This window comes from Bacterioplanoides pacificum (genome assembly GCF_042648445.1).
GTDB classification, from domain to species: Bacteria; Pseudomonadota; Gammaproteobacteria; order Pseudomonadales; family Oceanobacteraceae; genus Bacterioplanoides; species Bacterioplanoides pacificum.
Genome location: NZ_JBHRYB010000005.1, coordinates 841,219 through 864,664 on the forward strand (window position 1 = coordinate 841,219; position 23,446 = coordinate 864,664).

The 23,446-nt window shown below is 53.5% G+C and carries 15 protein-coding genes; 7 read left to right on the plus strand and 8 right to left on the minus strand.

Going from position 1 to position 23,446, the window contains the following annotated elements:
- Positions 1–8 precede the first annotated feature (8 nt).
- The 4 genes from ACFOMG_RS08450 to ACFOMG_RS08465 all read left to right on the plus strand — a co-directional run bounded on the left by ACFOMG_RS08450 (position 9) and on the right by ACFOMG_RS08465 (position 4,232).
- The gene (locus ACFOMG_RS08450; protein WP_376865989.1) at positions 9–1,052 is read left to right on the plus strand and encodes an agmatine deiminase family protein; all 1,044 of its coding nucleotides are present in this window, start codon (positions 9–11) and stop codon (positions 1,050–1,052) included.
- Positions 1,049–1,987, plus strand: coding sequence for a carbon-nitrogen hydrolase (locus ACFOMG_RS08455; protein ID WP_376865991.1), 939 nt, complete (start codon positions 1,049–1,051; stop codon positions 1,985–1,987). Before ACFOMG_RS08450 ends, ACFOMG_RS08455 begins: the two co-directional genes overlap by 4 nt.
- A 111-nt stretch (positions 1,988–2,098) precedes the next feature.
- Complete coding sequence (locus ACFOMG_RS08460; RefSeq protein ID WP_376865992.1) at positions 2,099–2,719, plus strand: hypothetical protein; 621 nt, start codon at positions 2,099–2,101, stop codon at positions 2,717–2,719.
- 247 nt (positions 2,720–2,966) lie between these two features.
- Entirely contained in the window at positions 2,967–4,232 is a 1,266-nt protein-coding gene (locus ACFOMG_RS08465) for an alpha/beta fold hydrolase (protein WP_376865993.1), read from the plus strand.
- Positions 4,233–4,305: 73 nt separating this feature from the next.
- On the opposite strand, the gene dinG is transcribed toward ACFOMG_RS08465, so the two are convergent.
- From dinG to ACFOMG_RS08495, 6 genes are all read right to left on the minus strand, one after another.
- Entirely contained in the window at positions 4,306–6,429 is a 2,124-nt protein-coding gene (dinG, locus tag ACFOMG_RS08470; RefSeq protein WP_376865994.1) for an ATP-dependent DNA helicase DinG, read from the minus strand.
- The gene (locus ACFOMG_RS08475) at positions 6,405–7,160 is read right to left on the minus strand and encodes a general secretion pathway protein GspB (protein WP_376865996.1); all 756 of its coding nucleotides are present in this window, start codon (positions 7,158–7,160) and stop codon (positions 6,405–6,407) included. Before ACFOMG_RS08475 ends, dinG begins: the two co-directional genes overlap by 25 nt.
- Positions 7,160–8,662: an ExeA family protein gene (locus tag ACFOMG_RS08480; protein ID WP_376865997.1), complete on the minus strand. Its 1,503-nt coding sequence runs from the start codon at positions 8,660–8,662 to the stop codon at positions 7,160–7,162. Before ACFOMG_RS08480 ends, ACFOMG_RS08475 begins: the two co-directional genes overlap by 1 nt.
- Before the next feature lie 61 nt (positions 8,663–8,723).
- Complete coding sequence (locus ACFOMG_RS08485; RefSeq protein ID WP_376865998.1) at positions 8,724–9,818, minus strand: hypothetical protein; 1,095 nt, start codon at positions 9,816–9,818, stop codon at positions 8,724–8,726.
- Between the two features lie 8 nt (positions 9,819–9,826).
- On the minus strand, positions 9,827–13,315 hold the full coding sequence (locus tag ACFOMG_RS08490; protein WP_376865999.1) for a hypothetical protein: 3,489 nt from the start codon (positions 13,313–13,315) through the stop codon (positions 9,827–9,829).
- A 183-nt stretch (positions 13,316–13,498) separates the two neighbouring features.
- Positions 13,499–15,676 carry a malate synthase G gene (locus tag ACFOMG_RS08495; RefSeq protein ID WP_376866000.1) on the minus strand — a complete coding sequence of 726 codons (2,178 nt, stop codon included), beginning with the start codon at positions 15,674–15,676 and terminating at the stop codon, positions 13,499–13,501.
- A gap of 265 nt (positions 15,677–15,941) precedes the next feature.
- Between ACFOMG_RS08495 and ACFOMG_RS08500 the strand changes: the two genes are divergently transcribed.
- On the plus strand, positions 15,942–16,877 hold the full coding sequence (locus ACFOMG_RS08500) for a nucleoside recognition domain-containing protein (protein WP_376866002.1): 936 nt from the start codon (positions 15,942–15,944) through the stop codon (positions 16,875–16,877).
- 289 nt (positions 16,878–17,166) lie between these two features.
- Here ACFOMG_RS08500 and ACFOMG_RS08505 read toward each other — a convergent pair whose 3' ends face one another.
- Entirely contained in the window at positions 17,167–20,223 is a 3,057-nt protein-coding gene (locus ACFOMG_RS08505; RefSeq protein WP_376866003.1) for a hypothetical protein, read from the minus strand.
- A 213-nt stretch (positions 20,224–20,436) separates the two neighbouring features.
- On the opposite strand from ACFOMG_RS08505, the gene ACFOMG_RS08510 reads away from it, so the two are divergent.
- Positions 20,437–21,273 (plus strand): 6-carboxytetrahydropterin synthase, encoded by an 837-nt coding sequence (locus tag ACFOMG_RS08510; protein ID WP_376866004.1) that lies wholly within the window; start codon positions 20,437–20,439, stop codon positions 21,271–21,273.
- A gap of 19 nt (positions 21,274–21,292) precedes the next feature.
- Here ACFOMG_RS08510 and ACFOMG_RS08515 read toward each other — a convergent pair whose 3' ends face one another.
- A complete protein-coding gene (locus ACFOMG_RS08515) occupies positions 21,293–21,880 on the minus strand; it encodes a DedA family protein (RefSeq protein WP_376866005.1) in 588 nt (195 codons plus the stop codon).
- Between the two features lie 165 nt (positions 21,881–22,045).
- Here ACFOMG_RS08515 and purB point away from each other — a divergent pair, with 165 nt between their 5' ends.
- A complete protein-coding gene (gene purB, locus ACFOMG_RS08520) occupies positions 22,046–23,413 on the plus strand; it encodes an adenylosuccinate lyase (protein WP_376866212.1) in 1,368 nt (455 codons plus the stop codon).
- Positions 23,414–23,446: the final 33 nt, after the last annotated feature.

The following is a 23,446-nucleotide window of genomic DNA, read 5'->3' on the forward strand; positions in this document are numbered from 1 at the left end:
ATACCACAGTGACCTTAAGAATGCCCGCTGAATGGGAACCACAAACGGCCGTTCAGCTCACCTGGCCCCAAAAAGACAGCGACTGGGGCTGGATACTGGCCAGAGTTGAGCCGGTTTTTCACGCGATTACCGCGGCCATTGCCAATCATCAGGACGTGGTTATTGCCTGCGGCACCGATGCTGACCTGCAAAAACTGCAACACCTGTATCAGCAACACCCCAGAGTGCGCTGTTACCGGGTCGACAGTAACGACACCTGGGCCCGGGACCATGGCCCGATCAGCTGTTATCGGGATGGCCAGCTTGAATTGCAGGATTTTCTGTTTAACGGCTGGGGTAACAAGTACCCGCACCAGCTCGACAATCACATCAGTCAGCAACTGCAGCAACAACAGGCATTTGACAACGTGCCACTGCAAAGCCGCAGTTGGGTATTGGAAGGAGGCAGCCTCGAAAGCGATGGTTCGGGTACCTTATTAACCACCCGCCAATGCCTGCTGAATCCAAATCGTAACCCGGGTCTAAATCAGCAACAAATTGAACAACGATTGCAGCAGGATTTGGGGATTTCGCGGGTATTATGGCTCGACGACGGCGACCTCGACGGCGATGATACCGACGCTCATATCGACACCCTGGCGCGCTTCTGCAACCCAACCACCATCGCTTATTGTCAGGCTCGCCAGAACGACACTCATTTCCCGGCGTTACAGGCGATGGAGCAACAGCTGCAACAACTGAAACAACTTAATGGCCAGCCCTATAAACTGGTACCGCTGCCGTTACCGGCGCCACAATACAGCGCTGAAGGCCAGCGCCTGCCGGCAACCTATGCCAACTTTCTGATCATTAACGACGCGCTGTTATTGCCGGTATATGGCGTCGATGAAGACATCATCGCCACCGAGCGGTTAATGCAAACCTTCCCCACCCGCCGGATTTATCCGATCAACTGCCGCCCGGTGATTGAGCAATACGGCTCACTGCATTGTTTAACCATGCAGATCCACTGCCCGCTTGACCCGACTCAGACCGAAGGACACCCGCAATGACCGATGTTTTATCTTCACCTGCAACCCAGGCACCAGCGGCTGCGGCACCCTTAAAAGTAGCGGCGATTCAGCAAGCCTATCAGGGCAATAAGTCCGCCACCCTGGCACACACAGAACAACTGATTCGTCAGGCCGCCGAACAACAGGCTGAACTGGTGTGCCTGCAGGAGCTGCATGCCGGGCCGTATTTTTGCCAGCATCAGGATGCCGGGTTATTCGATTTAGCAGAACCACTGGATGGCGAAACCGCACAGCGGCTGGGGCAACTGGCCTACGAACTGAATATTGTGATTGTCGGCTCAGTGTTCGAACGCCGTGCGAAAGGCATTTATCATAATACCGCGATCGTCTTCGACCGCAGCCGCGAGCTGGCCGGCTTTTACCGTAAAATGCACATTCCCGATGATCCGGGTTTTTACGAAAAATATTATTTTATTCCTGGCGACGCTGATCCGGGTTTTGCCCCGATTGAGACCTCCGTCGGCAAACTCGGGGTACTGGTGTGCTGGGATCAGTGGTACCCGGAAGCTGCCCGCCTGATGGCACTGGCCGATGCCGATATCCTGATCTACCCCACCGCCATTGGCTGGGAGCCGGAAGAACAGCCGGCGGAAAACGACCGCCAGAAAGAGGCATGGATCACCGTTCAGCGTGGCCACGCAGTCGCCAACAACCTGCCGGTGGTGGCTATTAACCGGGTCGCTCATGAAGCCGATCCCAGTGGCGTCACCAGTGGCATTGATTTCTGGGGCAACAGCTTTATCTGTGGTGGTCAGGGCGAGTTTCTGGCCCACGCCAACCACCAGCAGGAGGCTGTATTAATCGCCGATATCGACCTCAGCCGCACCGAGCAGCTGCGCCGTATATGGCCTTATTTCCGCGACCGCCGCATCGACGCCTATCAGGATCTGCAGCAGCGCTACCGCAAACGCTGAACGACGCCAGAGCCAACAAGGGCCGGAGCCAGGAAAATATGGCGTAAAGGCCCTTGTACTTTAGCAGTGCTTAACTAGCATAAGAGAGCGACCACGAATGGATACACCACTATGAAACGAACTGCCCTTTTTGCTCTGTTATTGTTAAGCCCTGCGTTTGTTCTTGCCGACATTCAGGAAATCCCGCCGGAAGAAATGACCGAAGCTTATATCAAAGACACCACGGTTATTGTGCGTAAACAGGAGCAGGCAAAAAGCACGGGGAACGACAAAACAACCATCCGTGTCACGCCACTGGAACAAGGCTTCTCTGAGGGTGAATCGCTGTCGCAGCAAACACCCGCCAACGGGCCGGCGGATACACCTGACGATTACCTCAGCGAACACCACGAAACCGTGTTATTACAACAATCCGACTATCAGTTTACCGCTCCGGGGTTAGACCCGCTGCAACTCAGTCGCGAGCAGGCATTACGTTCGGCATCGGGTGAACTGCAGGCGCTGAACGATGAAACCATCGATCTCAACAACCCGCAGTTTCCGTCCTCCATCCCCAGCAGCATCAATCCGCCCATGGGAACCGACCTGAGCAGCACACCCGGTCAGTTTGTTATTTCGATCCCGAACAATAACAACTACGCGAACCGCAGCTACACCACCCCGAATGGCGAATACCAGATCGACATCACCTCCGACCGCATCGATTTCCGGCTCAATATTCCGCAACGCTGAGGCGGACGAATACAAAATGAGGCGCCCGTCTCATTTTGTATGTCAATTTCGTGAAATTTTCTGTTCCGATTGGCCCATTTAGTCTTAAAAACCCGTCTGAATCTGTTTTTTCCTTTTAAATTCAGACACTTGCAATCTCCCACCCGGCTTTCAGAGAAAACATACAACTATGGCAATTTGTCTATAAATCCAGTATCTTCGGAGGCACAATAACAATAACCGCCACTTACCAGAGAGCCTACGTGTTATGCAGTTCTCAAGTTTTTCCGCTTCCGAGTTACGCGCATCTCCGAAAATTCAGATGCTTGGCCGTTATAAGGTTGAGTACCAGGCCTTTAGCCTGCCGGAGAATCAACATAAAACACCGGTCGTTTTTTTAGGCGGCGCCTTCCAGAGTTTTAATTCCTTCCGCAGCGAAGTCGAGCTGGTGTACACCACTCACCCGGTCATTCTGGCTGACTTTCCGTCTCAGGGTAGCAACGACCAGCTGGCCCCGGAACTGGATATGGAAGACTATGGCGATCTGATAAATCAGTTTCTGGATGTCATGGCGCTGGACAAAATAATGCTGCTGGGCATCAGCTACGGCTCGGCGATGGCCACCTTATTTGCTGCCAAATACCCACAGCGTATTGAACGGTTATTGTTATCCGGCATTACCTGCTTCCGCCGCGAAAGTCTGATCACCTTACTGGAAGACAGCCTGGCATTATTAGCGGATGGCAATATGCAGGCCTTTGCCACCACCGCCGTCTGTAATCTGATTAACCATAACCGCCTGGCTAAGACCGAAGTCAGCCCGACCTACCGTAAGGTTATGTACCGTCAGATTGCCCGCCTGAACGACAATGAACAGGCACGTTACGCACAGAATACCGAACGGTTATTGCGCTTCCCCGGCTTCGATGCCTTTCCGCAATGCCCGACCCTGATCGCCACCGGTGAATTCGATAATTTCACCTTGCCGGCCGAAAATGCAGCCGTTGCCCGTCAATGCCGGGCAGCCACCTTTGCCGTGATTCATAACGCCGACCACCTGGCTCAGTTTGAACGCAAAGAAGCCGCCAGCACCTTGTTCCACAACTATATGTGTAACGACACGATCACCGACATCGATGGCGTCAGCGTCTATAACCCACTGAGCTTCGACCCGGCCGAACAGCGCCTGCAAAGCCGCCTGCGACCACTGGAACAACCCTACGATCTGTTCGATGAGCAGTCCGGAAAAAGTCATACGGTTCGCATTCAGAACATTAATTTCGCCGGCTGTGAACTGGAGCTGGTGAACGCCGACCTGGCCCTGAACGACAGCTGCCACGGGCTGTACCTGAAGCTGCCGGAAACCGGTAATGAGTACCACGTACGTATCATGGAACGTGATAAACGGCTATTACGCTGCTTGATTATCCAGCGCGATTTAAAAGCCGCCGATCAGCTGCTGAGTTACCTGAATGAGCATCTGCTGATGATCCGTGACGACGCACCCGCGACAAACGAAGGTCAGCTGGCCTGAACTACTGATCACCTCAGCCACGATCAAAGCCTCCAGAGCGGAGGCTTTTTTTGTATCCGCCAAAGCCCGTGTCTCAGGAGATACGTCGCAATGGCGGCAAAGCGTCGAGCAATAACTTGCCGTAACGGTGAGAGATCAGGCGCTTATCAAGAATACTGACCCGACCACGGTCATCCTCTTTGCGAATCAGCCGGCCACAGGCCTGTACCAGCCGTACCGACGCTGCCGGTAAGGTCAGATCCATAAACGGGTTACGGCCACGGCTTTCCAGCCATTCGCTGGTGGCAGCCTGAATCGGGTCATCCGGCACAGCGAACGGAATTTTCACAATCACCACATGGGTGACGTAATCACCGGGCAAATCGATGCCTTCGGCAAAACTGGCCAGACCAAAAATGACATTCCCCTGGCCGTCATCAATGCGTTGTTTATGCCGCCGTACAATTTCCGCCTTAGGTAAAAACCCCTGACACAACAGATGTTCGTACCAGTCGCTGATAAATGTATCGCGGGTCGCCTCCAGCTGCGCCCGGGAGCTGAACAACACCAGCGTGCCCTGAGACGAATCGACATTGTCCTTCAGCCACTGCTCCACATCCTGCTGGAACTGCTCACTTTTAGGATCGGAATTTAAATTAACCGTTTGCAACTCACCCAGTTGCGGGTAATTAAACGGCGACGGTACCCGCTGATAATTAGCCCAATCCGGCAACCCGGTTTCGAAACTGAGGTTATTAAAACTGTTCAGCGCGGTCAGTGTGGCAGACGTTAATACCGCACCATAACAGCGCCACCACAGGTTTTTGCGCAACTGTTCAGCCACCGAAATCGGTGATGCTGAAATACGGATATCCCAATCATCGCCATACGGCACCTTAGCAAGCCAACGGGCCACCGGTAACTCGCCTTCTTTATCTTCCGCCGCCAGCCAGGAAACCGCCTCCGACAACTGTTCCAGCCGGGCATGCATAATTCCCATCGGCGCCTGCCAGCTTTCCGCCACATCCAGTGAAAAATCACCGTCCGCTTTAGGATCAAGCGATTTCTGTAACGCCTCACTGAGCCGGTCAAGACACAACACTAATGGCTGCAACGGTTCTTTAATATTCACCAGCAGTTGGCGCAGGTTGTCGGGCATCTGGCCGAATTCAAAACGCAGCCGGTCCTGTTCACCCAGCATCTCCATCACCAGAGGCCATACCAGGCTGATGGTTTGCACAATGTCGCGAATCTGTCCCGGCGCCTGGCCAAAAGCGGCGATCATATCGTGAGGAATACCCGCCGCCGCGGCAAATTGTTCGATGCCTTTTTCCAGTTGAGTCAGCCATTTTCGTGTGCTTCTGACCGCCATCTCAAGACGGAAATGATTGAGCGCTTTATCGGCCAGATGATGGCCTTCATCCAGCACATAAATGGTTTTATCCGGCGCCGGCAATACCGCACCACCCCCCAGCGACAAATCCGATAACACCAGATCATGGTTGGCAACGATAATATCGGCATCTTCCATCGCCTTGCGGGCTTTAAAAAACGAGCAGTTATCAAAGTGCTGACAACGACGGTTTGAACACTCCCGGTGGGTCGCCGTCAGATGGCTCCACTGGTTATTTTCCACCTCATCCGGCCAGCGATCCCGGTCACCGTCCCAGTCGCCTTTGCCATAGGCCAGCAACATGGCTTCATACAGCTCTTTATCCTGCTCTTCGGGTGTTTGTTCAAACAGATCCACAGTGGTCGACAACAAGCCGGACAATTGCTGCAATGCTTTATCCAGCTTCAGCAGACACAAATACCGGCCACGGCCTTTAGCCAGAGCAAAGTTAAACGGCAGAGAAATGGTTCTTTTCAAGTTTGGCAGATCTTTATCGAGGATCTGCTCCTGCAACGCCACAGTAGCGGTACTGATCAGCAGCTTCTTCTCCCGCTCGATCGCCAGCGGTAAAGCTCCCAGCAAATACGCCAGAGTTTTACCCGTACCTGTACCCGCTTCCACCACCGCAATGCCCTGATTGTTGTCGCGCACACCTTTGTCATCTTCCTGTACCGCCGCCAGGGTTTTTGCCACTTCGGCAATCATCACCCGCTGGCCATAACGTGGCTTCAGCTTCAGTTCGGCAATACATTCACGGTACAACGCCTGAATGCGCTCTTTGGTTTCTTTCTGCAGCATGATTAATGGCCCGCGATGGCTTGCCATCCCTTGTTACGTTTGACCGGCAAGCGCCAGCCATTGATGTCGATGACGATGCCATCCTGAGTGATATCGGTCAGCCGCACTTCGGCAGTGATGTATTCACCTTCCTGCCATTCACGGCCATTCATACTGACGCTGCGTTTATCCGCGACCGAACTGTAAATGTGGCCGGTTATAATCAGATCGGGGACTTTGCGCAGTTCATCCAACGGCGGCAACACCCGCTCAGCACGTACCACAGCATCAGGCCGCTGAGCGTGAGACTGTGTGCTTGCGGGCGCTGTTGTTGCTGGTACGGGTGCTGTCGTTTTTGTTGCGGCTGCTGGCGAAGATATTCCGATGTCAGCCGCGGCAACGACCTCTGTTGCCGCCACAAGCGGTGGCGACGCAACCGCTATCTGCGTTTCCTGAACAACTTCAGATTCTGCTACCACCGGCCGTGGCGACTGAGTGGAGTGATCGACAGTTGGCTGGCCGTGACTCTGAGGCACAGCAGACGCTGGCTGCAATTGCTGATAAATCAGCAGACTCAGCACCACCAACAGGGCACCGGCCAACAAACCAAACATCATCGGGCTACGGCCACTGGCCGGAGCGTCCGACATCAGCCAATCAGGCGATGATGGCGGTTGTTGGCCCGCAGGCTGGTCCTGTTGCTGGCCTTGTTGTTGCTGGCGTTGTTGTTGCTGGCGCTGCTGCTCTGACTTTTTTAACGCATCCAGAATGGTCGACATCAGCCCTGACCTCCGCCATCCGTCATTCGTTGCATCTTCAGCAAGGTCCGCGGCCCGAGGATTTTATCCGCCTGCAAGCCATTACGACGCTGAAAATCAGCGACCTCGCGAGCCAGCAGAGGGTCATAAAAATTCGCCATATCCGCTCCGCTTCCGGTATTGCCGATCACCTGCCAGTCCTCCCCCCAGCGCATACCCAGCTTGTCACGCACCCAGGCAATAACCGGAGAACGCTGGCCCGGGCGAATCAGTTGCTGGTAGCCGGCCGGCGGCTGCCAGACAATCAACGCCTGATTGAGATAACGTCCCTGGCCCGGATTAAATGTCTGCAACCGCTGCCAGCGGCTGTCATCAGCATCGTGTGGCTGAATCTGTAACGCCACCCGGCTGGCCGATGCCTGTAACTCGGCCAGTGGCCACTCGACCCATAAACACTGCCAGCCGGTGCCGGCCAGCTGGTCACAATGTTGTTGCTCTGACGGCAGCTGCCGGGATTCCACCAGATCCCGGGTCAGCAGCTGCACCGGGCCGGCAGCACTGAACCAGCGCTCAGCCAGCGACAACCGTTGCCATGACTGATGCAACGCTGTATCCGTTAGCAGCCAGCTGCTCAGAGCCAGCACCGCCAGCAGAACCATTGCCAGGCGCCAGCGGCCGGCAGGACGCTTATTGGGCTGCGCTGCAGACGGCGGCTGAGCCGCCCCCAGCACTTCGGCAGCGGCCATTTTGGCCTGTGCCTTACTGACCTTTTGGCTGCCCGCTGCATACGCGGCTAATAACGCCCGGTCAGCCAGGGTATTTAATAACCGCGGCACTCCCGCACTGGCACGCCATAAGGCCTGAATCGCCGCGTCGTCGAACAACACCTGCTCGCAGCCCGCCTGACGGGTGCGATGGTGGACATAACTCAGTGCTTCCGCAGCGGAAAGGTGGCGCAAGTGAAAACGTGCCGTAATACGCTGACTCAGCTGACGTAAATCGTGCCTGGCTAACAGTTCATTCAGCTCAGGCTGGCCGACCAGGATCACCGTCAGCAGCTTTTCTTTGCTGGTTTCCAGATTGGTTAACAGCCGGATCTGCTCTAACAGCGGCGCTGGCATCGCCTGCGCTTCGTCAATAACACAAATCACCTTCTGGCCCTGACTGTACATCTGCAGCAAGGCTTCATTCAGACACTGGTAGAGAGTTTTCAGTGATGCATCCGCCGGATAATCAACCGCCAGTTCATCACACACCGATTGCAGCAGCTCCAGTGGTGACAACTGAGGGTTAAACAGGTATGCAAGCCGCACATGCTCCGGCGCGGCTGCCATAAACGCGCGGCAGACCGTGGTCTTTCCGGTTCCCACCTCACCGGTCAGGCACACCAGGCCACTCATACCGGTAAAGGCATAATGCAGATGCGCCAGTGCCTCCTGATGGCCGGATGTCGGGTACAGGAAGTCAGGGTCCGGAGCAATACTGAACGGGAAACGGGTCAGGCCAAAGTGGTCGAGATACATGATGTCTGCTGGCTTCAATAAGTCGCGGCATAATAGCGGATTTTACGCCGCAGTTCAGCGCTCACCAGTGGAATTGAAACGTTAGTGTCAGCTCCAGGTCACGTATACGAGCCGCCTCCGACTCATCGGCCGAGAGCTGGAGTAAATGCCAGCGACCTTGCCACCCAACACCCAATTGCCTATCGGAATACCCAGAAACTGATAGTCGATGACCGCCAAACTTCCAGAATTTGGAGATACCCAGACGGCGATAACGGCCATGCTGGAAATAGGACACCTTAGCATCCCAAGGCTGATAACTGAGGACTGAATCCAGAGTCACTGGAATCGTAGATGAAAAAGAGTAGACCTGATTTCCCCCAGATAGACCATTACTGCCGCACAATGGATTGGAAGGTTGGCCAGACTGGGAACACACCTTCTGATTAACAGTGCTAGAAAATCGCTGACGATTCCAAGCATCCAACAAGGTGATGTTCAAGTTCCAGTTCTTGCTATATTGGTAAAGGATAGATAGATTGAAAGAGAGGCCTTCACCTTTATCTCTATCGTCAAAACTCAACGTATTAAACTCATTTGCTTCAAGAAATTTCAAATGATCGGGCCAGCCTATTTTATATTCGTCGAACGTATAGTCGAGTCCAACAGCACCTTCTATTTCCCCTTGACTCAAGCCACTATCAACGACTGCGGTTAGCTTGCCATATTGATGGTGCCCAATACGATAAAATGAAATTTCAGGCTCAATAGCCAGATCATCCGTAAGCGAGAACTTCCGCAATATTGACAAGCCATAAGACTCAAACGCCCACACCTTTAAATCGATAACGCCCGAATCGATATCATCACCACGCTCAAGGGCACTAAATGTACGCGATGTTTGTTCTGAAAACTCCAGATAATAATACCAGCGCTGCTCACGCTTGAGGGTCCAGCCATGGTAGCCGAACCCAAAGGAAATCCTCCCATCTGCATAAGCATAGTCACCCGGCTGGAATGGCCCATCCCAGCCGTTGATCATGTCAGATACCGGAACCGGTGCGGAACTGGCCTGAAGCGTAAGGCCAGAAAATATCGAATTCTGTTGCGCTGAAACCGGTAAAATGATCGTCAATAGCAACAGCAGAACAATGGACCGCCCACCAAGAAAAGACATGCTTATGTTCACATCCCCAACAGTATAAAATCACCATTTACAAAGCGGGCAATATACACGCCGTCACGCTCTTCCCGCACCACGGCCAGCAACGAGCCTTTGTAACCCAGATACGCCAGGTTACTGCAACTGCCCACCACATCGTAGTCGCGGTTAACCACACCACAGGCCGAGGTGCCGGTTTGCGCTTCCGTCAGCTCGTATTCCGCCACACTGGTGGCAAAGATGCCGATACTTTCCGGGTCACCACCCGCGATGGAAACACCGCCACGGAATACCAGGAAGGAGCCGATTTCTTCCGGTGCGCTCAGGTTGCCAAAACCGGCCTGATACGCCAGATAGAAACTCTGTGCGTTCTCACCGGTAGGCACCACATCCACCAGATAGCGGTAGTCGTAACCCACCGTCAGAGAGATATCGAACACATCTTTAGCCAGCACTTTGAGTTTGGCATCAATAATCAGCGGGCCAATACCGACCGGCCCATCGGCATCATCCGCCGGGTTACGATCGTACAGCTCACCGCCGATACGTAACGTGATCAGGTCATACGCCAGACTTAATGGCGCCACCAGCACACCCGCCACCACATCACTGTCGCCAACCCCCAGATCGGCGGCAAACACCGGTCGCGTTACTTCGTTGCCGTCATCATCAATAATCACTTCCGTGGGTAATTGCATCTGGTAACTGCCATGGCCCGGCACCAGGAATGATAAGCCGTTCAGGCCGGCCAACAAGGTCTCAACTTTGGGTTCACCGGCAATTTCTGTTTTAGCGTCACAGCTTTTCGCTTCACGTTTATTCTCAGCGTCAAAGCCGACCGAACAACGCTGCAGATTGAATTTTTCCGTTTCGCCGCTTAACGGGAACAGGCGGTAACGCTGGATAATCGCTGGCTTTCTGAGGTTACTCCCCTCCTCCGCTTCTGCACGCACATCCACTTCCAGATAGGTCACCAGCTCATCAACACCGTCGGTTTTGATCGTTTCTTCGCCCACCCGGTATTCGAACAGGCCATCGGTACGCCGTACAACCCGGCCTTTCAACAGGGTCCAGGCGCCGCTGGTTAAGTCCGCAGCGGCCTTGCTGGCCGATACCGGAAACATCGGCCGGAAAGGCCCACGATTGGCAGTCACCGTATCCGGGTAAATCTCCAGCAACAGTTTCTCTGCCAAGTGTTCTAAATCTGCCAGCGCTTCCGGCGCTTTACGTTTCACCTTGTCGCCACAGCTAGACGCAACCACAACCGGCGCATCCGCCACGCTGTTATCCAGCTCGCAGCTTTGCATGGCGAAATATTGCGTATCGTCGGCATCCGGGAAAAAGCGGTAACGCCAGCCCTGCTGTACGCTCTGCTGATCATCCAACAGCTGCAGGTCCAGATACTGAACGTTGTCACCATCGATATCTTCAGTGGCGACAAAATAACGGAATACATCATCCTCCGATGCATTCACATCAAACCCCGGCCGGAAGGTCAGAAAGTCCGTCATATCGGGCCATTTATGTTGCGGGTAATACAGGCTCCAGGCCGATGAACTCAGACTAATCACACCCTCCATTCGGTCACGCTTACCTTCATCATCGTCGTCCTCCGGCGTTTCCAGTAACGGACCTTCCGCCAACAACCGATAACGTAATGCTTTCAGGTTATAGCGATATTCGCTGTCCGGTAATAATGGATCAGCTATACCGGCCAGATCGGCTTCAAACAACTGAGTGAAGTCCTGCTGGGTGGTGCCACCCATTTTTTCGCTACGGATTTGTGGCCAGCTGAGCTGATAGGTCAACGGTTCTGCCGTTGCCATTAACGGCGGCACCAACGTGTCGTCTTCGTATTCCACTTCAACATACGCTTTGCTTTTTACGCCAGCCGAGTTGCTGCCAACGTCAAAATGGAAAACGGTTTTTTCGGCGCCGCCACCGGTCTCCAGCTCGCCTTCGATAAAGATGCGGAACAGATAATATTTTTGCTTGCCTTTATCCGGACCTTCATCCGTCACCACACCCGGCTTACGTGGTGTGTTTTCATCTCCCAGTAAACTCAGATACAACTTGTATTCGCCGTTGGCGCCACTGGTAATCACCAGTTTTTCGGATTCACCGGTCTCATCTTCCAGACCATCGTTATCCGCCAACTTCAGGGTTTCAACACTCATACCGGCAGGGAGAGGCGCAGTATCACCATTTAATACCGCAAGATAGCTTTGCAGACCATCCCGCAACGTAGAAAACGCCAGCATCAAATCCGGCGCCGTCGCTTTTAACGCCACCCGGCCATCCTGAACATAGGTTTTCACATCGCTGATATACTGAGGATCAACAAAACTGGGGACACAATCCTGCGGATCATCATCAGCACCGGTACAGCTGTTGGCATCCGATCCGGTGAAATTTAAAAAGCGGGTATTTAAGTCGGCGATAAAGGTTTTGGCGTCTTCGATTTTATCGAATTCACGCTGAGCCGAAGCCGACAGACTGATATCCGGAGCGACGGTGTAATACCCTTCTTTTCCGGCCAGAGCCGTTTGTTGCGCCTGTAACTGATCGGCGACCACCGTGGCAATCGACGGCACCACCACACCCTGATTGCGCAGATGCGCGATATTGCCGCGCAAAATCTCTTCAGCCGCCTGATAAATATCAAACAGTGACACGCTGTTCACATCGTTGTCGTTCTGTAGCCAGGCGCCCTGATGCAGATTAAAGTCGGTAATCAGCCGATTAAGAAACGCGGTGTAACTGAGGTCATCCGGTTTTAGCAGCTGAATGGATGCCAGCACGGCCCCCAGGTAAATACCCTGCTCCTGCAGTGCCAGTTTCATGCTGGTTTGTTGAGCGATCTGAGACGGCGCAATCGGCTGTACCGACAAAATATCCGGCACCTTAAAAATGGCCGACAAGGTTTTATTCGCCAGATCGATGCGATACCGACTGTAAATCCCCGGCTGAGGTTTATCCGGGTTATTCACATCATCATCGCTGTCGTCAATATAAATGGTATAGGCAAAGGCGTTGGCCACATGCGTCAGCCAGTTCACATTAATAGCCATATCGGCGGCGGCATCCGTAACCAGCGCACGATATTCAAAGTCGCTGCCAAGTTTAATATCCCCCAGATACGCCACATCGCCACAGCCGCTGGTGACCTCACAACGCATGCGCGCCTGTTCTTCAGGAGAGGTTACGATCACAACCGTCGGGTAACCAATACGGTCATTATCAATATTCACCTGATAAAAACCGGTTGGTGCCGAAACCGTTTTGGCACCCGCCAGCACCAGCTCATTATTGTTGTTAACGGTGGTTTCCGGCTGCCCCTGATTCGATACCGCCACCGCCTGAACGTTGGCAGCAGCAATATTGGCGGCGCCCAAATAACCACGAACTTTATCGGCACGCGCATTATTGATGGTACTGCTGGAGTTACCGCTGCAGGCGGTTAAGGAAGCAACCATTGCGAGCGCAAGGATACTCTGGCAAGACTTAAACATAATTATTCTTCTGATTCTGACTACGATGGTGATTGTACGGGAAGCCATCTATCTGCCTAGCGCTTCCCTGTCGTTTTACCGCCACTTTACACGCGTTATCAATAAAAAAAACCCGGCCATAAAAACATGACCGGGTTTTTTATCTTCTTAACGGAGAAGCATAACCAATTGAATTACTTCAGATTAGTTTGCTGCCTTAAACTTCAGGCGGTAAGCGTGCAGCAGTGGCTCAGTGTAACCACTTGGCTGCTCTTTACCTTTGAAGATCAGGTCAGAAGCGGCCTGGAAGGCGATACCATCGAAGTTTGGCGCCATCGGAATGTAAGCCGGATCGTTGGCGTTCTGGCCATCAACAATCGCTGCCATACGCTTCAGGCTGTCTTCAACCTGTTCTTTGGTACAAATACCATGCTCTAACCAGTTCGCTACGTGCTGAGAAGAAATACGCAGTGTTGCACGGTCTTCCATCAGACCAACGTTATTGATGTCCGGTACTTTGGAACAACCAACACCCTGATCAACCCAGCGCACAACGTAACCCAGGATGCCCTGACAGTTGTTGTCGATTTCGTTCTGGATAAACTCAGGCGCTAACGCATCCGCTTCTTCTTTGCTCATCAGCGGCACAGTCAGGATATCGTCTACGTTGGCGTGCTGACGCTGTTTCAGTTCTTCCTGTACTGCGAAGACGTCTACCTTGTGGTAGTGCATAGCGTGCAGCGTCGCGGCGGTTGGCGATGGAACCCAGGCAGTGTTGGCACCGGCTTTCGGATGGCCGATTTTCTGCTCCATCATCATGCCCATTTCGTCCGGGATAGGCCACATGCCTTTACCGATCTGAGCACGACCTGACAGGCCTGTTTCCAGACCGGTGTCGACGTTCCAATCTTCGTAAGCATTGATCCAGGTTTGTTGCTTCATCAGGGTTTTCGCAACAAACGGACCCGCCAGCATAGAGGTGTGCAACTCATCACCGGTACGGTCTAAGAAACCGGTATTGATGAAGACAACACGATCTTTGGCCGCACGGATACACTCTTTCAGGTTAACCGTGGTACGACGCTCTTCGTCCATGATGCCCATTTTCATGGTGAAACGGGGTAATTCCAGCGCGTCTTCGATACGACCGAACAGCTCGTTAGCAAATGCCACTTCTTCCGGACCGTGCATCTTAGGTTTAACGATGTTGACTGAGCCAGTGGTTGAGTTCTGGAATGGCGCATTGCCCTTCAGGTCATGCATCGCAATCAGAGTGGTCATCATGCCATCCATTATGCCTTCCGGTACTTCAGAACCATCAGCCAGCAGGATTGCCGGGTTAGTCATCAGGTGACCAACATTACGTACGAACAGCATAGAACGGCCCTTCACAGAGAAGGTTTCACCGTTCAGACCTGTGTATTCACGATCAGCGTTCATAGTACGGGTGAAGGTCTTGCCACCTTTAGAGACTTCTTCCGCCAGATCACCTTTCATCAGGCCTAACCAGTTACCATAAGTAACGACTTTGTCTGCCGCATCAACCGCAGCAACAGAGTCTTCACAGTCCATAATGGTGGTCAGAGCGGATTCCATCAGGATGTCTTTTACGCCAGCGGCATCGGTGGAACCGATCGGGCTGGAAGCATCGATCTGAAGTTCAAAACGCAGGCCGTTGTTTTTCAGCAGAATGCCGGTTGGTGCAGCGGCATCACCGGTGAAACCCTGCAGCTGAGCTTCGTCTTTCAGACCGGTTACAGAACCGTCTTTCAGCGTCACAACCAGTTTGCCGCCTTCGATCGCGTATCGAGTGCTGTCAACGTGGTCACCAGCCGCCAGCGGAGCGGCTTCATTCAGGAAGCCACGAGCGTAGGCAATCACTTTGTCGCCACGTACCTGGTTGTAACCCGGACCTTTCTCAGCGCCACCTTCTTCAGAGATCGCTTTAGTACCGTACAGCGCATCGTACAGAGAACCCCAGCGAGCGTTCGCCGCGTTCAGGGCAAAACGAGCGTTCATTACCGGTACAACCAGCTGAGGACCCGCCATTTGAGCAATTTCCGGCTCAACATTTGCGGTGGTCGCCTGGAAGTCTTCACCTTCCGGCAGCAGGTAACCAATTTCCTGCAGGAATGCTTTGTATTCTGCAAAGTTCAGAGGCTGGCCCTGACGCTCAGTGTGATAAGCGTCAATTTTAGCCTGCAGGTCATCACGCTTAGCCAGCAGCGCTTTATTCTTAGGAGCCAGTTCGTTCGCGATTTTATCGAAGTCAGCCCAGAATTTTTCCGCGTCTACGCCGGTACCCGGAATCGCTTTTTCGGTGATGAAATCGTACAGTTCCTGAGCGACCTGAATGCCACCCTTCTGAACGTATGCAGTCATGATTAAGCCTCAATTTGCTAGTGAGTGTGTGAACAACAACTCGAGTTCTCAGAGTCCGCAGGCGGCCGAAACCAGCTGCTTACCCAATATAAAGTTGCCGAAGTATACCTATAGCCGCGCCCTTCTCCTATAAGCGCTGTTAATGTCGGGGATAAGGCGCATAAATACGAACAATATTCACCCAGCCGCTCACAACGACTCAGGTCGGATTGCAGCACGGTGTTTCCGGCGCTATGGTGATCGGCCACTCAATAAGAACCCGCTTATGGATCAGATCGCCACTCTGGTGTTGCAGTCCGGCCGCTCGGCCGTTGAACTGGCGCTGTTTATTTTGTTACCCATCATGATCATCATGCTCAGTCTGATGCGCTGGCTGGAGGCCCGGGGCTGGCTGCAACGCATAGTAACCTTGCTGACCCCGGTACTGCGCCCCTTTGGCCTGACCGGCATGGGCGTCTTCGCCATGATTCAGGTATTGATGGTGAGCTTTGCCGCACCCATTGCCACGCTGGCGATGATGGCCCGTGGCGGTGCCTCCGACCGCCATATCGCCGCCACCTTTGCCATGGTATTGGCCCTGGCTCAGGCTAACGTGGTGTTTCCGATGGCGGCGGTTGGTCTGAATATTCCCGCCACCATGCTGATTGCTCTGGGCGGAGGTTTATTGGCCGCCGCCGCTTGTTATTACGGCTTTGGCCGGCAACTGAACAACGAAGAACAGCTTGGTGAAAGTCTCACCGACGACCAGAACCGCGGCGGCGACCTGCTGGCGGTGATCCGCAAAGCCGGCCAGGATGCCTGGGATATCGCCATGGGGGCACTGCCGCTATTGGTAGTGGCATTGGTGGCGGTGAAATTATTCACCCTCAGCGGTGCCATTCAATGGCTCGAGCAACTGACAACACCCGTGTTAGCCGGCCTCGGCTACCCCGGCGAAACCCTGTTGCTGGGTATCACCAAATACGTTGCCGGTGGCACCGCCATGATGGGACTGGCAGTAGAAGCATTTAATGCCGGTCAGCTGAGCAGCCAGGAAATCAATCTGCTGGCGGGCCTGTTGTTATTTCCACTGGATGTTGCGGGCGTGGCGATTCTGATTGCCGCCGGTAAGCGGGTAGCCGCCGTGGTTCGGCCGGCCATTTATGGTGCCCTGATTGGCATCAGCTTCCGTATTCTGATGCACTGGCTGATGTTCTCCTGAAGCGAAATTTAATAAACAGCAGACATAAAGAAGCCCGGCGTACCGGGCTTGGGACTGCTTACAAAGGCCAGCAGCCCCTTTCATTGCAGATAAAATCCCCACTAATAACTCAAAATAAGCAGAGCTTTACTTTGGTATCTCCACCCCTGAGGGGTGGAGATGTAAGTTTATGAGCTATTCTCCCACCCTTCGGGTGGGGGAATTAGCAGGATTTAAATAATAGGGGTTTTCATCAAGCTGAAGCCCGGCGTACCGGGCTTCTTTAGCGTGCGTCAGTCATCACACACGGTTACAACAGCGGCATAAACTCACCGTTGATAAAGCGCGCCACCCAGACGCCGTTTTCCTGGCGAATCTGGCCGTACACAGCACCACGGAAATTAATCGGAATAATGGCGCCTGCCAGACTACTGTCATCGTCACTGACGGCCTCATCACGCAACACACAACGCTGGTATTTACCCTCGTTATTACTGATAAAGGTATACGGCAACGGTTCAGCAGAACTGATCTGGCGCATCGCCACAATCAACTCACTGTCGACAACATCGTCCTCTTCAACACCGTCGCTGTTTTCTTTCATGCCCAGCACAACACCGTCTTTATAAACCGTCAGATTGCCCGACGTCGCCACACTACCACGGGTATCGTAACTCAGTAAGATACGATCCAGATCGGCACCGGCACCATAACTCAGGGTACTGTTACTGATCGACGAATAATCGTGGGATAACGCCGCATTTAACTGATAGTTGTCTGCGGAGTTCATAACCAGCGACACGTCCAGCAGGGTATCCGGGTCCTTGGTCGCCAGATCACCATCATTGAGTGCCACCTCGGCCTTAAAGCGCAGGCTGTTCAGCCCCAGAACCGCAGGTTCATATAAGGTACCACTGAGGCTGGCACCGGCCGGATTTAAGGTATTTAACTCACGGCACTGTGAAAATTCACTGCCGGCCACATCATCCCAATCGATAAAATAGGTACCGCGATTATCCACTGTAATCCGCGACAGATAGCCAATTTCCCATAACTGATTGATCGATTTCTGAATATCACGCTCACCTAACAAGCGTTCTTTACCACCACAGCGCGCTACCGTCCACACCGTGCTGCCGGCCACCTGCTCCAGCTCACAGCGTTCGAAATCGTGACTCAGAATCTGCTCATCAAAGTCGCCGTCGTTATCCAGGTCGCTGCGGTCCTCGACCAGCCGTTCCGGATAAAAACGGTAACGCTGTGACTCCCCGAGCGGGATAATCAGATCGATAAATTGCACCTGGCGCCCGGCCACCGGCTCTTCGCCAAAATGGTATTGCAGCAACCCGTCCTGTACATGGCCAAGCGGATACTGCGGATTGCTGCGTTGCGATAAAAAGCCATTAAACGAAGCGAACTTCTGCTCCGGATAAAAACTGTCGGCATTATCTGAACGCGCGGCGACCATCACTTCGGAGATTTTTTTATCGGCGTCATCATCATCGCCAATGACATCGGAGATACGCCCGGTCAGCGATACACTTTCGATGTTATAACGACGCTCAGCCGCGTCGTTATCCGGGTCTTTAACGCCCAGATAAAACTGGCGGAAATCCCCTTCGGCTTCAATTTCAGACGGCAGAGGTTCCGCGCTGACAGCATCATCGGCTTCTGCAACACCCTCGTAAGCCGACAGCCGGAAATCCGGCCAGCGGATCTCATAAGCCAGTTCATCGGCATTGGTCTGGATCTGGCTCACCGACTGCGGGTAATAAATCCGCACACCGGCAGCTGAGCTGATATTGTCATCACTGCTGTCATCATCCGTACGATAGCGGTGGTTCAGCTCAAATTTCAGCTGATCATCACCGCTTCCAGCGATGTAGGTGCCTTTAATCAGCAAATCGATTGCCTGGGAGCTGGCCGGATCGTCATTGCCATCAGCAGGATTAATATCCGCCACCCGTTGCGACACACGGATCGCACCACCGTTCAGCGTCATCACCTGCTGACTGAAACTGACATCAGTCAGCCACTGCCAGCCGGCTTCACCCTGGTGATCCGGACAATTCCCATCCGCCATCAGGCATTCGAGATACAGCTGTTTGGTTTTTACAAAAGCATCAATGATCTGATTAAAGTGGGGCTGCTGCACTTTGCCGGTGACGTTCAGGCGCTCAACGTAGTTCTCCAGCCGGGCTTTATAACCTTCTTCAAAAAAGGTGTTCTGATAATCTTTTAGTAAGGTAATAAAGGCTTTGCTGCGCTTAATGCCCAGCAATACATCGTTGTTATCATCTTTGCCTAATAAGGTTTCCACACTGGCCGGGCTGATTGTGGTAAGCTGATCCGGATTGGCCGCCAGCAGATCGGCATCACTGCGCAATGTGGTGATCACCGCACTGACCTGAGCCTTCACGTCAGCATTCGTGACATGACCGGCATTGCTCAGTTGTTCCAGATTATCGGCCGCAGCGACCAGCAGACTCTGCAGGTTAACGCTGTGATTGGCCAGGGTACCGGCCTGTAATAACTGGCCATCATTAGTCACCAGCTCTTTACCTACCTGACGCGCCAGATTGATTTCTGCCGCATCGGCAGCGGCCAGATAGTCCAGGTTCGCCTGTTGCCAGGCCGCCAGCAAAGCGCCGTAACGAAGCGACTGCTGCGCACTGCAGCTACTCGGTGCTGTGTGGCTGTTTAACCGGGTCAGATCCGCCGGCAAACAGCTCTGGATATTTTCCAACCCGAACAACTGGCCCACCTGAGACAGCGACTGCAGAATGGAATAACTGGAGTAATAACCACTGTCATCCCAGACACCAGACTGCGCCGCCTGTCCATCGGATGGCTGAAAGGTTTCAAGGTAGATTTTCTGCAGCGCCAGCTCAGCCGCCAGCTCAGTGAATGGCGTTACCACAAAACGATCGTTATTGCCCGGGCTGTACACCACACTGCGCCATTGCAAATCGGCACTGGTCGCATAGCTGCTGCCAAATGCGCTATCGCCACAGCCGGCAAACCACTGGCAACGACGTTGTGTTTGTTCCACTCCGCGACCGCTATCAGCTTGCCGGCCGGTGCTTTCAAACAGGTAAGCATCCTGACGTGGAATCGACATATCCGCCAGCCCATCATCGCCGGTCAGCACGGTCGCCACATTGGGCTCCAGTTCGTAATTGGTACTTGGCAGGCCGGATTCACCGATCAGCTGCGAGCGTACCAGACCAGCGCTGACATCCTGCTGATTGATACTGACGGAAACGCTGATATTGGAAGAAGACGATGAGCTGCCGGAGTTATCACTGCAGCCCACCAGCGCCACGCTGATAACAGCGGCTAATGGAGCCAAACCAAATTTGTTCATAAACCTCAGAACCTAAACCTCTGTACCCTGTAAACTGCACACACTCTGCTTGCCAAAAGCCGCAACGGTGCCTGTGGCGCGCTATCATAACAGGGTTTTCCGGCCGGTGTTTGGTAAGGATAAGTAAATCCTGCCAGCCCGCCAAAATGCGTTGTTTACGGGTGCGCTGGCGGTGCTTTTTCGCTAGAATGCCCGCCGCTTTCCGGAGGCCTTATGCAGCTATTTGTAGATCAGTTAACCAATGTCGATTTCAGTTACCTCGATGCCGAGCGCGGCATGGTGGGAGAAACCTGGTGGGCTTCTGCCCTGCTGGATGGTGCCCTCGACGAACAGGGCATGATTTGTGACTTTGGTATTGTCAAAAAAACGCTGCGCAACTGGCTTGATGACGACGTTGACCACCGCCTGCTGGTGCCACTGAACAGCCCGAACCTGACGATCAGCACCAGCGACGATCAGGTCGACATTCTCTGGAACTATGGCCAGGGTCAGAGTCTGCGTATGAAAGCACCCCGCCAGGCCGTTGCTCTGGTGGATGCTGAAACCATTAACAACGACTCCATCGCCGCCTGGTGCATCGAACAGTTACGGCCGTTTTTCCCGGTGAATGTTGAGCAGCTCAGCCTGAGCTTCGAAGCCGAGAATATTAAAGGGGCGTTTTATCATTACAGCCACGGCCTGAAAAAACACGCCGGCAACTGCCAGCGTATTGCCCATGGCCATCGTTCGCGCATTCGTATTTTTATCGACGGCAACCGCGACAACACTCTGGAACAGGACATTGCCGCCGACTGGCAGGACATCTACCTCGGCAGTGAAGAAGACATCATCGGCCGCGATGAGCAGCAGATTCATTATCGCTATCAGGCACAACAGGGGGAATTTGAATTATGGCTGCCCACCAGCCACTGTTACCTGATGAACAGCGACACCACAGTCGAATTTATCGCCAGCCATCTGGCGCAGAAGATCAAAGCCTCCCACCCTAACAGCGACGTCAGTGTTCAGGCGTTTGAAGGCGTTAACAAAGGCGCTATCGCCAGTCTCTGAAGTATGCTGCTGCCACCGGTCAGCTGACCTGGCCGGAGTCCTGCAGTTCTTCCTGTTCGATATTCTGACGCAGGCGCCGCTGCCCCAGCACAAAAATAATCAGCGCCAGCGGCAACAACCACCACAACCATTCGGCCATAGAATCGGCGTATTGTTTGCCAAACACATACGCCACGCCAAAAATAGCCGCCGCCCACAGCCAGATCGATACCACATTCGCCACGGTAAAGGTCCAGCCCGGAACTTTTGCCAGCCCACAGGCGATATAACCAAAGGTACGCAATCCCGGCATACAACGAATCAGCGCCAGCTGGTGCCAGGGCGCCTGTTGCAACGGCCTGACCTGACGCTGAATCAGATCGTGTTCAAAGCGTTTTGCCAGCCAGGGAGAAATATGGGCCGCCCGGCCAAACAGATACAAGGCGCTGTCGCCGATAAACATACCGGCACAGGTAGCGACAAACGCCATTTCCGGTGCCATCTTACCGCTGGCCGCTAACAGCGCAGCGCCGATAATGGCCAGATCTTCCAGCATAAAGGTGGAAATAATCACAATCAGCACCAGCCAGGCCGGGTGATCGGAATAACTTAACAAGGACTCAAGCATAACATTCTGGGGTTGGTGCAAACGAAGGCGTTAGTCTATCACCTTTGTGTGACAAAACGATTCCGCCAGAAAATCGATCAAGAAAGCTGAGTTCAGCAGAAAAATCCGTTAGAATCTTGCGCCTTTTCATTCACTGCCTCGTCGAGAGTACGTATGTCCACCTCACTGGAACTGTCTGCGTTAACTGCAATTTCACCGATTGATGGCCGTTACGGCAGCAAAACCGCCGCCCTGCGTCCGATTTTTTCTGAATATGGCCTGATTCGCGCCCGCGTTGAAGTTGAAATCCGCTGGCTGCAACGCCTGGCTGCCCACGAAGCCATCAGCGAAGTACCGGCTTTTTCCGACGCCACTCAGGCGCAGCTGAATGCCATCGTCAGCGATTTCAGCGAAGCCGATGCACAACGCATCAAAGACATCGAGGCCACCACCAACCACGACGTTAAAGCGGTTGAATATTTCATCAAAGAAAAGTTCGCCGACAACGCAGAACTGAACACAGTGAATGAATTTGTTCACTTCGCCTGCACCTCGGAAGACATCAACAACCTGTCACACGCCATCATGCTGCGCGCTGGTCGTGACGATGTGATGCTGCCTGCGATGCGCGACATTGCCAACGCCATTCGTGCTCTGGCCCACGAGCACGCTGAACTGCCAATGTTGTCTCGCACCCACGGTCAGACGGCCTCCCCTTCAACACTGGGCAAAGAGATGGCCAACGTCGTCGCTCGCCTGGAACGTCAGATCAAACAGATCGAAGACGTTCAGCTGCTGGGTAAAATCAATGGTGCGGTGGGTAACTACAACGCTCACATTTCCGCTTACCCGGATGTTGACTGGCAAGCCAACGCCGAAGCCTTTGTGACGTCACTGGGCATCAACTGGAACCCGTACACCACGCAGATCGAACCACACGATTACATTGCTGAGCTGTTTGATGCCATCGCGCGCTTTAATACCATCGTCATCGACTTTGACCGCGACATCTGGGCCTACATCTCAAACGGCTACTTCAAGCAGAAAACCATTGCTGGCGAAGTGGGGTCCTCCACTATGCCACATAAGGTTAACCCAATCGACTTCGAAAACTCCGAAGGCAATCTGGGTCTGGCCAATGCGGTATTGGCTCACATGGCACAAAAACTGCCGATTTCCCGCTGGCAGCGCGACCTCACCGACTCCACCGTACTGCGCAACATGGGCGTTGGTGCGGGTTACAGCCTGATCGCGTATGCCGCCACCATGAAAGGTATCAGCAAACTGGAAGTCAACGCACAGCGCCTGGCCGACGATCTGAACAACGCCTGGGAAGTGCTGGCTGAGCCCATTCAGACCGTGATGCGTCGTTATGGCATTGAACAGCCATACGAAAAGCTGAAAGCCTTTACCCGTGGTAAAGCCATCACTCAGGACGCGATGGGCGACTTTATCGCCAGTCTGGAACTGCCACAAGCGGTGAAAGATGAGCTGAACGCCATGACGCCAGCGGCTTACATTGGTAATGCGGCGGCACAGGCAAAAGCGGTTTAAGTATTCATCGCTGATTTATTGAAAGCCCTGATT